The 12,405-nt window shown below is 70.9% G+C and carries 8 protein-coding genes; 5 read left to right on the top strand and 3 right to left on the bottom strand.

Features of this window, described 5'->3' with window-relative positions; translation table 11 throughout:
* The first annotated feature begins 35 nt into the window (after positions 1 to 35).
* Both POL67_RS28280 and POL67_RS28285 read left to right on the top strand, forming a co-directional pair.
* Positions 36 to 890 carry a hypothetical protein gene (locus POL67_RS28280; RefSeq protein WP_271922577.1) on the top strand — a complete coding sequence of 285 codons (855 nt, stop codon included), beginning with the start codon at positions 36 to 38 and terminating at the stop codon, positions 888 to 890.
* A 16-nt stretch (positions 891 to 906) separates the two neighbouring features.
* Positions 907 to 3,387, top strand: a complete 2,481-nt coding sequence (locus POL67_RS28285; RefSeq protein ID WP_271922579.1) for a hypothetical protein — start codon at positions 907 to 909, stop codon at positions 3,385 to 3,387.
* A 95-nt stretch (positions 3,388 to 3,482) separates the two neighbouring features.
* Here POL67_RS28285 and POL67_RS28290 read toward each other — a convergent pair whose 3' ends face one another.
* Positions 3,483 to 4,274 carry a sigma factor-like helix-turn-helix DNA-binding protein gene (locus POL67_RS28290; RefSeq protein ID WP_271922581.1) on the bottom strand — a complete coding sequence of 264 codons (792 nt, stop codon included), beginning with the start codon at positions 4,272 to 4,274 and terminating at the stop codon, positions 3,483 to 3,485.
* A 207-nt stretch (positions 4,275 to 4,481) separates the two neighbouring features.
* Positions 4,482 to 5,006, bottom strand: a complete 525-nt coding sequence (locus POL67_RS28295; RefSeq protein ID WP_271922583.1) for a MerR family transcriptional regulator — start codon at positions 5,004 to 5,006, stop codon at positions 4,482 to 4,484.
* Positions 5,007 to 5,289: 283 nt separating this feature from the next.
* Between POL67_RS28295 and POL67_RS28300 the strand changes: the two genes are divergently transcribed.
* The 3 genes from POL67_RS28300 to POL67_RS28310 are packed head-to-tail and all read left to right on the top strand — an operon-like array spanning position 5,290 to position 9,775.
* Positions 5,290 to 6,141: an alpha/beta fold hydrolase gene (locus POL67_RS28300; protein ID WP_136929649.1), complete on the top strand. Its 852-nt coding sequence runs from the start codon at positions 5,290 to 5,292 to the stop codon at positions 6,139 to 6,141.
* Entirely contained in the window at positions 6,138 to 8,750 is a 2,613-nt protein-coding gene (locus POL67_RS53750; RefSeq protein WP_271922586.1) for an ABC transporter substrate-binding protein, read from the top strand. The genes POL67_RS28300 and POL67_RS53750 overlap by 4 nt, the downstream gene beginning before the upstream one ends.
* The gene (locus tag POL67_RS28310) at positions 8,747 to 9,775 is read left to right on the top strand and encodes an ABC transporter permease (protein ID WP_271930903.1); all 1,029 of its coding nucleotides are present in this window, start codon (positions 8,747 to 8,749) and stop codon (positions 9,773 to 9,775) included. Before POL67_RS53750 ends, POL67_RS28310 begins: the two co-directional genes overlap by 4 nt.
* Here the strand turns inward: POL67_RS28310 and POL67_RS28315 are convergent, their stop codons facing one another.
* The gene (locus tag POL67_RS28315; protein ID WP_271922588.1) at positions 9,776 to 12,352 is read right to left on the bottom strand and encodes a response regulator; all 2,577 of its coding nucleotides are present in this window, start codon (positions 12,350 to 12,352) and stop codon (positions 9,776 to 9,778) included.
* Positions 12,353 to 12,405: the final 53 nt, after the last annotated feature.

The raw sequence follows: 12,405 nt of genomic DNA on the forward strand, positions 1-12,405 counted from the left end.
GCCAGGAGATGCGCTTCTTTCGCGACTGCTTCGCCATGTGCGCCCCGACCCGCGTTGCCGCGCGACCTTCCGTGTTCGCGCTCCTCGTCGCCCTGGCCGCCTCGGCCTGCAGCGGCACGGGCGACGGCGGCACGGGCGATCCGCCCAGCAAACCTGCCGCCGATCCCTGCGGCGGAGGCGACCGACTGTCTGACGTCGTCGCAAAGCCGACCTGGGTCGATCCCACCCAGGCGATGAGCAAATCGTGCAGCTACCCGCCCGACCGACCGGTCAACCTCTCGGGCCTGCGGATCGTCGCCATCGATCGCTACGACGAGACCGGGAACGGCGCGTCGGGCAACTACTACGTGCAAGACGGCTGCGCCGATCCCATCGGCCCCTACGCGGGCATGACGGTCTACGCGCCCTCGTTCAGCCCGCCGGATTTGCGCCTCGCCGAAGGTGACGTCGTCGACGTGCTCGGCAACCTCATGGAGTTCGCCGGCCCCACGAGCGGCCCGTTCCCGCAGTGCCGCACCTTGCCGGAAATCGGCGGCACCATGACCTTCCGCTTCGAGCTCGGCTCGACGCTCCCCGCGAAGACGATCCCGACCACCGACCTCAGAACGTACGAGGGCGCGCGCCAGTATCTCGGCATGCTCGTGCGCATCGAGAACGTCACGATCGCGGACAAGGCCTACGAGAGCAGCGGCCGTTACTCCGCGCCGATCGACGTCGGCGGTGGCATCAGCCAGATCGACGTGCCCAGCATCTCGAACGAGCTCTTCGACCTCAAGAACCAGGGCCCGCTCCTCGCCGAGGGCGTGAAGTTCAAGTCCGTCACCGGCGTCGTCACCTACTTCTACGGCTTCAAGATCGCGCCTCGCTCCGCGGCCGATTTCGAGCTCTGACCGCCGAGCTCCGGCCATGATGACGACGCCCGAGACCCCGCCCGAGACCCCACCGCGGCGGCCTCCGTCGCGAACGTTCGTACACATCGCCGCGCTCGCCGCGCCCCTCGCACTCGCCTCTTGCAGCGGCGCGAATGCATCCTCCACGCGGGGTGGCCCTTCGGTGCTCGCCGCGCCCGGAGGCACGCCGATCGCGGGGATCGAGGTCCATGCCCTCGACGAACGCCCGCGCCTCACCCTCGTGAACCGCGACGGGGATCCCACGCCCGCCATCGCCGTCGCGTTCGCCACCGATCCGGGCCCGGCCACGGCGGCCGCACTGTCGGCGCTCGTCGAAGCGCGCCTCGCGGCCGCGGGGTTCGAGACGCGCGTGCGCGCCGATCGCACCGGCTTCCGCGTCGAGTGGCTCGTCGACAACACCACGCGCATCACGCCCTTCTTCACCGCGCTCGTCCGCGCGATGCGTGAGCCCGTCGTCGCGAACGGCCCCGAGGCGCCCCTCGTCACGCGCCGCCTCGCGGCCTTGCGAAAGACGCCGCTCGACGCGCCCGAGCTCGCGGCGATCGCGGCGTGCACCGGTCGCCTTGGCCTCTCCCCGAGCGAGTCCATGCCCGATCCCGCCTCGCCCACGTTCGCCGGCGAGCTCGAAGGACAACGCCGCGAAGGCCTGCACGCGGGCCGCGCCTCGATCGCCGCCGTCGGCCCCGCGTCGTTCGGCGCGCTCGTCGCGAAGGCGCTCGAGGCGAGCGAAGGATGGCCCGTCGGCGAGCCCGCTGCCGATCCCTTCCCGACCGCGGACACCGTCGCGAGTTACGTCGCGCTGCCGCAGAACGCGCCGCGGGGTCAGGTCACGCTCGCCGTGCGGCTCGGCGATGCCCTCGGCGCGGTCGCCACCGCCGAGCGCCTCGCGGCCCCCAGATCGCCGCTGCATGCACGGCTCGGCAGCTTGCCCGATGCCTTCCACGCCGTGGAGGTCGTCGGCGTCGCGCGTGCGCGCGGCGGCTGCGTGAGTGTCACGATCGAGCCCGACACGCGCCTCGATGCCACGGCGCTCGAGCGCGCCGCTGCCCGCGCGGCTGCCATCGCGCGTCACGAGATCCGCCTCGAAAGCGCGGCCCCCACGAACGCCTCCGTCGCGATGCGCCAGATCCTCTCCGCGGCCGACCCGCGCGACGCCGCGTCCCGCGCCGCCTGGTGGGATCTCACGACGCCCGTCCCCGCCGCGCTGCCGCGTGTCGCCGTCGCGCTCGCCTTGCCGCCGCGCGCCACGCCGGCACCTGGTTCGGCCGGACGCACGTTTGCCACCGAGCTCGACAACGCGTGGGCGAAGGCGAACGAGCCTGTCGTCGAGCGTCGCGCCGCCGTCGAGCGTGGCCAGGGTGAGCTTTGGGCCCTCGTCGCGAGCCCTTGTGGCGTCGTCGACGAAGGTGCCACCGACGCGGGCGTGACGGCCCTCGCGATGCTCGCCGCGTCGGCCTCGCGGGAGCCGAGCGCGGGCGTCGCGCTCGAACCGTGGATCGGACCGGACGGAGTTGGCCTCGTCGCGCATGCCGCACCGCGTGACGAACACGAGACGCCCGTCGAGCTCGCGCGACGTGTCGGCGACGCGGCCGCGCGTGCCTTGTCGCCGGCTGCGCTCACGCCGATCACGCTCACCGAAGCGCGCACCTCGGCCCTCGCGCACCTCGAGCGCACGACCGGCCGCGGCGGCGTCGCCTTCGAAGCGCTCGCCTCTGCGCTCGTGCCCGAACATCCTTCGTGGCTCGATCCGCTCGGCATCTACACGCGCGTCTCCGGCGCGGGCCTCGAAGGCACGCGCCTCCACCTCCGCACGCTCCTCGAAGGACCACTCCGCCTCGCGGTCCTCGCGAACGCGGACGCCGCGCAGGCCACCGAGGTCGCGCAAGCCGTCGATCGATGGCTCGTCCCGCACCCGCCTGCGCGCGCGTGCCCGACGCCGACGCGCGGCGCGTCGCGCACCGGCCCGCTCACCGCGCGCCTTGCGCGGGATGCCGGCCTCGCGCAAGCGCTCATCGCGGCGCCCATGCCGGCAGTCGGCGCACCGGGTCACGACCTCGCGCTCTTCGTCGCGCTCGCGCTTGGCGGCGAAGGTGGCCTCCTCGAAGCCGCGCTCCCGCCCTCGGGTGGCGTCCGCGCCACCGCGCGCATCGTCGGCACGACGCAAGCTGCCGCGCTCGTCGTCGACGTCCGCGCGCCTTCGGATCTGCTCACCTCTGCGGTGAACGACGTCCGCGCGCTCCTCGGCCGGCTCTCGCGCTCGGGCCTTGGCGCGCCGGAGTTCAGCCGCGCTGCGTCGCTCGCGTCGAGACGTGACACCGAGTCACGCGCCGACCCGCGCCGCCGCCTCATTCATCTCTGGTCCGGCCGCAGCCAGACGCCCCGCGAGACGCCCACGGCCCAGGCGATCACCGCATTCCTCGCGACGTCGCTCGCCGAAAGCGCGCTGCTCGTCGTCGAGGCGCACCCGGATCCCTGAAGGCTCGAAATTCGCTCGAAACGCGCTCGAACCTCACCACGCTCGACGCCCCTCTCCCGCGAGGGAGAGGGGCCGGGGGTGAGGAAGCCGCTCCCTCAGAACAGATCGTCCGACTCCTCGAGGATCTGCGGCTCTTCCGCGTCCGCCTTCGCCTCGGCTTCCGCCTCGGCGTCCGCATCATCGATATCGTCGTCGTCCTCGTCGTCCTCGTCGTCCTCGTCGCGCTCTTCCTCGTCGATGTCCTCATCGTCGCTCTGCGCGAGCACCGGCAGACGGCGCTTCCCGACGGGCCCCTCGTCGACGTAGTCGCGCAGCCCCATCATGTCGCGCAGCGCTTGCAACTTCGCGAGCGCCTTCACCTCGACCTGGCGGATGCGCTCGCGCGTCAGGTTCATGATCGCGCCCACGTCTTCCAGCGTCGTCCCGCCGCGATCGGCCACGTCGAGCGCGCAGCTCTCGCTCATCTCCCAGGCTTCGAGGTCCGGGAAGTTCAGCTTGATCGCGCCCGTCCTCGCCGACACGTCGAGGAAGAGGTGGTGCTTGCACGACACGTACGGGCAAGGCCGCGGACCGTCGACGCACTCGGCGCGCGTGCGGGGCTTCCAGTAGTCCATCTCGGGATAGAGCATCCGCCCGATCTCGAGCTCCCGCTTGGTCATGCGCTTGACGCTGATCGTGCGGGCGCGGACCTCACGCTTCCGACGCGAGCGCCTCTGCTCGCGCGTGATTGCTGTCGCGGATGTCGCGGGGGCTGCCTTTCGGGCGAGCGCGCCCTCGACGAGGTTCTCGTCCCCGGTCTCCCTCGTCTGCGCGTCGTTCATGCCGCCGTCCATGTCTCCCTCGAGCTCACTGAAACCGCCGAGCTCGCCATCACCCATCGTTGCCATGCGCTGCCTCCCGCTGGTCCTTCCGTACTGCGCGCGCACGTCCCCCTGCCCGTTCGGAGACCGGTCCGGACGAGTGCAGGGGTCCTGCTCCCTGTCGATTACGTTTTCGTCTTCATCGATGGAGGACGGTCCAGCCGTCCTTCATCGACTTGAAATCAGCCCCGGGGCGTCACCCGCGACACCGCCGGAAAATTTCTTTTTCGATCCTCAGGAGCCTGCTGCCGCTGCTCTTCGCGAGAGCCGGGCCTGGGCCATCAATCGCTCTTCGATCGCCGAGAGCTTGGCCACGAGGTCCTTGGCGAGCCTCTCCGCCATGGAGAGCTCCTGATGAATGGCTCGGTCGCTCGTCTCGCTTCGTCGTTCTTTCGCTGCGTCACGAAGCGCATCGAATACCTTGCCAATCGTCCGCTCGAGCTCCTCGATATCGCCCCGCACGAAGAGGAACTCCCGCTGGATCTCCTCGATCGTGTAGTCCTGCGCCATCATCTCCTTGATGCGCTGGATCTGCCTGACCACCGTCGCCGGGTAGAGCCCTTGCGAGCCCTGGTGCTTGCCCTTTTTGCCCACCCGGACGCTCCGGGGCAGGAGGCCGAGCTGTACGTATTTTCGAAGCGTGGCCTCACTGAATTTGATTTCGTGGGCGGCGAAGATGTCGAGGATCTCGGCCGACGTGATGCCTTGTTCGTGTTCGCGTTCGAGACGATCGAGCGCGTCGTCCGAGATCCGCTGCAAGGTTTCCCCTCCGCCCCGTTCGGGGCAGCTCCCAACGACGCGAGTGAATGTATTCCACTGAGTAGAATACAGTCAATCTAACGGATCGTGATTATTTCCGGATGCACGAAGACTCGGCGCATCCCGCATTTTCCGAAACGCGCTAGGACATTTCCGGTCCGCCCCGAGATCATTTTTTCTTGACGGTTTTGTGCATCTGAGGATCCCCCCCTCGGCCGTCAATTGGTGCATTTCCCTACACAGCCTGCCCCTTTCCGCACGACTGATAGGCTTGCCTCCTCCCATGGCCGACAAGAACCCCGACCCCCCCGCGCGGGTCTTGCGGGACGTCAACGCCCGCGGCGTCCGCATGCGTGTCCTCGAAGCGGGCTCGGGGCCCGCGCTCTTGCTCGTGCACGGCTTCCTCACGAGCCACCGCTCGTTCGACGAGATCATCGACGCGCTCGCCCCGCGCTTTCACGTCATCGCGCCCGATCTGCCCGGCTTCGGCGAGAGCGAGAAGCCGAGCCCGACGCGGTATCCGTACGGGATCGAGGCCTTCGCCGAGTCGATGGCCGATCTCATCGCGGCCTTCGGTGTCGGCCGCGCCTCCGTCATCGGCCACGCGATGGGCGCGGCCGTCGCGCTCACGCTCGCAGCCGAGCACCCCGAGCTCGTGACGCGCCTCGTCGTAGAGGACGCGCTCTGTTACCCGTTCCCGCTGAGCCTCCGCGGCCGCTTGCCGCTCCTGCCCGTGATCGGCGGCGCGATCTTCAAGCAGCTCTACGGGCGCAGGACGTTCCGCGCCTACTTCCGCGACGAGTTCTTCCGCCCCGGCGCGGCGCTGCCGCACGAGCGCATCGATCAGCACTACGACTTCTTCAACGGCCCCTCCGCACGCGAAAGCGCGTACGCGGTGCTGCGCAGCATCCTCGACACGCGGCCGATCATCGCGCGCATCACGCGCATCACGACGCCCACGCTCGTCGTGTGGGGCCGCGACGATCGCATCTTCCCCGCCGCCTCCGCGCAGCGCCTCGCCCGCGAGCTGCCCCAGGCCAAGCTCGCGATCCTCGACGCCGCACACGCCCCGCACGAGGAGCGCCCGCGCGAGTTCGCCGACCTCGCCGCGCAGTTCTTGGAGGGCAAACGGTGAACGTCCGCGAGGCCGCGCGGACCTTCGTCAAAAACCCCGCGCAACGTACGGGGTTTTTCCTCGTGCTCGGCCTCGTCGGTTTTTCGCTCCTCGGCCCCCTCCTCCTCCCGCACGATCCCAACACGAGCGACTTCTCCCTCGTGCGCGACGCGCTCGGCGCGCCCCCCGGCCCCTCGCGCGCGCACCTCCTCGGCACCGACGCCCTCTACCGCGACGTGCTCGCGCGCCTCGCCCACGGCGGGCGGCTCTCGCTCGGCATCGCGGCCCTCGCCACGTTGATCGCCACGCTCGTCGGCACCGTCGTCGGCGTGACGGCGGGGTATGCCGCTGGGACGCGCGCCGGGGCGATCGACGTCGCGTTCATGCGGATCGTCGACATCCTGCTCGCGCTCCCCTTCCTGCTCACCGTCACGGCGATCGGTGCGTTCGTCGGTCGATCCGATACGCTCACCGTGCTCTGCGTGCTCGGCCTCTCGGGCTGGGGCGGCTTCGCGCGTGTCCTCCGCGCGAAGACGATGCAGATCCGCTCGCTCTCGTTCGTCACGGCCGCGCGCGCGCTCGGCGCCGGGCATGTGCGTATCGTCTTACGCCACGTCCTGCCGAACGCCGCGAACTCCATCGCCGTGCTCGCCACCACGAGCGTCGGGCAAATGATGCTCGCCGAGGCCGTGCTCGGGTACCTCTCGCTCGGCGTACCGCCGCCCGAAGCCACGTGGGGCCGCATGCTGCATGAGGCCGAGCCCTTCGTCGGCACGCGCCTCGGCCTGGTCGCCGCCCCCGCGATCGCCATCCTCCTCTCGGTGCTCGCCTTCGGTCGTGTCGGCGAGGGACTGCGCGACGCGTTAGATGCTCCGGCGGGACAAACCCCCCCGAAGGCGCGCTTGCAAGCCGATCTCCTGCTCGTCGTGGCCGCGCTCCTCCTCGTCGCCGTCGTCCGCCCCGCGCCCGTCGCGCCGCCCATCGCCGCGCCCCCGCCCGACCGCTCGCCCATGCGCGGGGGCACGCTCCGCGTCGCGACCCTCGTCAACGTGCGCACGCTCGATCCCGCGCTCGCGTATGACGAGGCCGCGACGGCGCTCTCCGACCTCGTCTTCGCGCGCCTCGTGACCTTTGCCGAAGACGGCCGCATCGTCCCCGAGCTCGCGCGGGACCTCGAGGTCTCGGCCGACAGCCGCACGTACACGTTTTTCCTGCGCGACAACGTCGTCTTCCACGACGGCGCGCCTCTCCGCGCAGCCGACGTCGCGCGCTCCCTCGAACGCACGCTCCACCCGCGCACGCCCTGCCCGGCCGCGAGCCACTACGCGTCCATCCAGGGTTTTTCCGCCTTCCATGCGGGAAAAACGCCGCACCTCGAAGGCGTGCGCGCCACGGGGGACCTCACCGTGGAGATCACGCTCGAGCGCCCCGACCCGACGTTCCTCCCGCTCCTCACGCTCGGCTTCGCCGCGCCCGTCTGCCCGTCGTCCGGCGCGACCGTGGATGCCGCTCGTCCGCCGACGCCTTGCGGCGCAGGCCCTTTTCGCGTCGCGTCGTGGGAGCCCGAGGGGCCGATCCGGCTCGCGCGACACGCGGCCTACTTCGTACCTGGCAAACCCTACCTCGACGCGATCGAGTGGCACACGAGCGAGCGCCCCACCTCGCAACGTTACAAGTTCGAACGCGGCGCGCTCGACTACACGCGTGACCTCGGCAGCCAGGACGCCGCCCTCTACCGCGCGAGCCCCGCGTGGTCGGGGCAGCACGCGTTCTCGCCTTCCCGCGCGACGAACGCGATCTTCATGAACACCGAGCTCCCGCCCTTCGACGTGCGCGCCGTGCGCCGCGCGGTGGCGCTCGCGATCGATCCGAGCGTGCTCGAAAAGGTCCGCGTCGAAGCACGCGAGACCTCACGCGTGCTGCCCGAAGGCATCCCGGGCGCCGACGGCATCCCGCACATGCGCCGCCACGACCTCGCCGCGGCGCTCGAAGAAATGCGGCGCGCTGGCTACGCCTTTGATCCGGCGACGGGCCGCGGCGGCTACCCGCATCCCATCGACTACCTCGCGCCCGCAGACACCTTCGAACAACAAGCGGCCGAGATCTTCGCGCAGCAGCTCGCGCGAATTGGTCTACGCATCCGGCTGCGGCTCACGAGTTACGCGACGTACCTCGCGGAAGCCTCGCGCAGGCGCACGACGCCGATGGGCTGGGCCGGCTGGAAGGCCGACTTCCCCGACCCCGGAAACTTCTTCGAGCCCACGCTCTCATCGCGCGCGATCAGCGACGAGCACTCGCAGAACTACGCCTTCTTCGCGCACGAGGAGCTCGACCGTGTGCTCGGCGCCGCGTCGAGCGAGCGTGATCCCGAGGCGCGTGGCCGCCTCTTCTTGCGCGCCGAAGAGATCGTCCGTGACGAGGCCCCGTGGGCGCCGACGTACTCGCCTCGCGTCTTCGAGATCTGGCAGCCCTACGTCCGCGGCTACACGCCGCACCCGGTCGTCCCGCAGCGCTTCCGCGACACGTGGATCGACACAATCGCCCTCGCCTCGACGCAAACGCGCGCGTCGCTCGGCCCCGCGTCGCTCTTGCTCCCGTTCGGCGCGCGACGAGGTGCTCCGTGGCGATGATCCTCGCGCGCATGGCGCGACGCGTCGGCTGGGCGCTCGTGGTCGTCTACGGCGTGACGATGGTGTCGTTCGTCCTGGTGCACGTGCTCCCGGGCGATCCGGTGCGGATGCTCGTCGGCCCGCAGGCCTCGGCCGCCGACGTCGCGCGCGCGCGCGAGCTCTACGGACATGGAGGCTCGCTCCGCGTGCAGTACCTGCGCTTCATGCGAAGGCTCGTGCACACCGGCAGTGGCCCCACCGCCGAAGCGCGCAAGGAGCCCGAGCACCGGAGCTGCGCGGCGATCGGGCCGGTGCACGTCGACCTCGGGCACAGCTTTCATTACCGGCGGCCCGTCGTGGACCTCGTGGCAGCAAAACTCCCGCGCTCCCTGGAGCTCGCGCTCGCCGCGCTCCTCGTGCAGCTCACCCTCGGCCTCGGCCTCGGCATCAGCACGGCCGCGCGCCGCGGCACCCGCTGGGACGAGCTCGGCGCGGGCCTCTCGCTCCTCGGCATCAGCGCCCCCACGTTCCTCACCGGGCTCGCGCTCCAGTACGTGCTCGCGCATCGCCTTGGCGTCCTCCCCTACGACGGCCCCGGAAAAACCCCCGGCGAACATCTCCTTTCACTCGTGCTGCCGGCCCTCACGCTCGGCATCTACGGGAGCGCCCTCTACGCGCGGCTCGTCCGCGTCGAGCTCGGCACGGCGCTCGCCGAAGACCACGTGCGCACCGCGATCGCCAAGGGCGCCTCGCGCGCGCGTGCCCTCGTCGTGCACGGCCTGCGCACGACGCTCGTCCCGATCACAACGCTCGCCGCGCTCGATCTCGGCGCGCTCGTGGGCGGCGCCGTCGTGACCGAGCGGCTCTTCCGATGGCCGGGCATGGGGCAGATGGCCGTCGAATCGCTCTTGAACCGCGACGGGCCCGTCATCGTCGCGACGGTGCTCGTGGCGTCGACGGCCGTCGTGCTCTCGACCTTGCTCGTCGATCTGCTCGCGCCGCTCCTCGATCCGCGGATCGACCGCGCTCCGAACAACGGCGCGTGATCACATGCCGGCGAGCGCGCGGCACTCCGCGCCGCGCGCCGACTCGGGGCCGGCGATCTCGGCACACTTGCGGAACGCGGACGCGCCGCCGCCCGCCGCGCCGAGCAGGTACCAAGCTTCCGCGCTGCCCGGAGATTGCTGCGTGTACTGCTTCGCGAGCTGCCGCGCTTTGCCCATGTTGCCGGACTCCATCGCTTTCTGGATCCGCACCGGCAGCGGGCCCGAGTCGTCCGCCGGCGTGGGCGCGGGCGCAGGCTCCGACGCGGGCGCATCGCCGCCACCCGCGGGTTTGCCCGTGGACGTCGACTGCGAGCTCGGCGCGGACGACGGGGCCGCCGTGGGCTCGGCCGTCGGCGCGGCCGTGGGCTCCGTCGTCGGCGTGGTCGTCGGCGTCGGCGCAGGCGGAGGCGCTTGGGTCGTGGCCGCAGGCGCGACCGCGTTTTGCGTGGTCGTCGGCGTCGGCGCAGGCGCGACCTGCGTCGGCAGCGGCGCCGGGGTCGTGCCCTTCGTCTCGGTTCGTCCGGACAACTGCTGCTTCACCACGCCGATCAACACGAGCGCGGCGAGCACGGCGAGCACCCCGCCGACGATCTTCATCATGCGCGCCTGACGCGCGCGTTGCTCGGGCGACGGCCCGATCGGGAGCACGTCGCTCGACGGAGGCGGCTCGCTGATGCGCGCCATCTCCGCGCTGGCCGCTTCCTCCAGCGGCTCGCCCGCTCCTTCCGCGTCCGGCTCCTCCGCGGGGAACGCCGCGCCCTCGTCGCTCGCGTTCGCCTCCGCCGGAGCTTCTTCCGCCGCGTCCGTCGCTTCCTCCGCGGCCGCTGCTTCCTCCGCGGCCGGCGCCTCTTCCTGCGCCGCCTCCGCAGCCTCGGCCGGCGCCTCTTCCTGCTGCGCCGCTTCCGCTTCGGCCGGTGCCTCGGCCGCCTCCGACGCCGTCTCCTCCGGCGCGGCCTCGGGCTCCGGCAGAGCCACGGCTTCACGCTCGGTGCGTTGCGTCGTCTCGGCTGCCTTCAGCGGCTCCGGCGCTTCTTCCGGCGTGGGGTCCGCGGCTGCATCGGCTGCTGCCGGCTCCGGCGACGACGCGGCGGGCGGCGGTGCGCCGGGCACTCGACCCGACGCCGTCGTCGGCGGCGCGGTCTCCTCACCCTCGTCCGCGGCGAGCCGGTCCGGCACGCCGAGCGCTCCCTTCCCACCTGCACGACGCGTCTGCGGCGGCCGCTCCTCTTCGGCGGACCGCGTGCCTGCCACCACGCTCGCGCCGGGCGTTCCTTGCCGGATCGTCTCCGGCCCGCGCGGCGGATTCAGCCGACTCTCGGGCGCAGGCGCGATCCCGATCGATCGAATCGGACTCGTCACGCCGCCCCACGCGCCCGCACCTCGCCCCCGCGAGCTCACCGGCGCTGCCGACGAGAGCAACATCGACGACGCGGCCGGCACGACCGGATCCTCGAAGAGCAGTTCCCCCGGCATCGGCGCGATCGGCTCACCTGGAACGACGGCGCGTTGCGACGACGTCGCGCCGAGCAGCGAACGCGCCATCGCGGTCTGCGGCGCCGCCTCGTCGTGCCCGTGCTCGCCCACGACCGCGTCTTCCAGCGGCGCCGGCGGCTCCGAGGGTTCCACGCGCGGAACGAGCAGCCCCTCGAAGTAGAGCTTTGAAATGGTCGACAGCGTCGAGAGATCCTCGAACGGCGACGCATCGACGACGGCCATCAGATCACGACGACCGTCGAACAGCCGAAGAATCCCGTTCAGCTCGTCGGGGATCTCGTTCAACCGATCGACGAGCTCCTCGGCGTTCACTTCGAACACCGTGGTGAGCGACGGTAGCGCTTCGAGCAGGCGCCCCCACTCGTCGACGCGCCGCATGCCTTCCATCAGGAGGCCCTGCGTCGAGGCGCCGATCACGTCGACATTGTCGACCTTGCAGAACTCGACCTCGAACGATCCCTCGTTCCAGAGGAGCGCGCGGTAAACGGCCTCCTCTCCCATGAGCCGCCCGAGCGTCGCGTCGACGACCTTGCCTTCGCGGAAGTAGATGTGCGCGTCGTGCCGCTCGTAGCGGATGTGCACGATGCCGCTCTTGCGACTGACCTCGAAGGTCTGCAGCAAGTCGACCACGCCCATGTCCGAGACCAGCCCAGCGAAGCGCGTACGACCGCCGGTCTGGTTCTGTTGCTTCGTGGCGATGCCCTCGCGCGTACGCCGCGCGATGAGCAGATTCACGCGCGCGATGAGCTCGCGGACGAAGATGGGCTTCGTGAGGTAGTCCTCGACGCCGAGCTCGAGGCCCCGGATCTTGTCCTCGATCGACTTCTGGCTCGTGAGGAAGACGACGGGGATCGACGCCCAGTCGCGGTTCTCCTTGAGCCGCCGCACGAGCGCGTAGCCGTCCATGTTCGGCAAACGCGTGTCGGTGAGGATCAGGTCCGGCGGAGAGAGCTCGATCTTCGAAAGGGCATCTGCTCCGTCTTGCGCCGTCGTGACGCTGAAACCGGCCTTTTTGAGGCTTACTTCGAGCACCCGCAGGCTGCGGGCGTCAGCGTCGACCAGGAGGAGCTGTTGTTTTGCCACGAGGGTTTTCCGCCCAGGAAGGATGGCGAGGGCGCGCGTCGGGTGTCAAGTCG

The organism is Polyangium mundeleinium, assembly GCF_028369105.1.
Classification (GTDB): domain Bacteria; phylum Myxococcota_A; class Polyangia; order Polyangiales; family Polyangiaceae; genus Polyangium; species Polyangium mundeleinium.

What these genes read in the sequence shown, in the direction of transcription:
- POL67_RS28280 (WP_271922577.1), top strand. Translation starts at nt 36, where the DNA reads ATGTGCGCCCCGACCCGCGTTGCCGCGCGACCTTCCGTGTTCGCGCTC.
- POL67_RS28285 (WP_271922579.1), top strand. Translation starts at nt 907, where the DNA reads ATGATGACGACGCCCGAGACCCCGCCCGAGACCCCACCGCGGCGGCCT.
- POL67_RS28290 (WP_271922581.1), bottom strand. Translation starts at nt 4,274, where the DNA reads ATGGCAACGATGGGTGATGGCGAGCTCGGCGGTTTCAGTGAGCTCGAG.
- POL67_RS28300 (WP_136929649.1), top strand. Translation starts at nt 5,290, where the DNA reads ATGGCCGACAAGAACCCCGACCCCCCCGCGCGGGTCTTGCGGGACGTC.
- POL67_RS28310 (WP_271930903.1), top strand. Translation starts at nt 8,747, where the DNA reads ATGATCCTCGCGCGCATGGCGCGACGCGTCGGCTGGGCGCTCGTGGTC.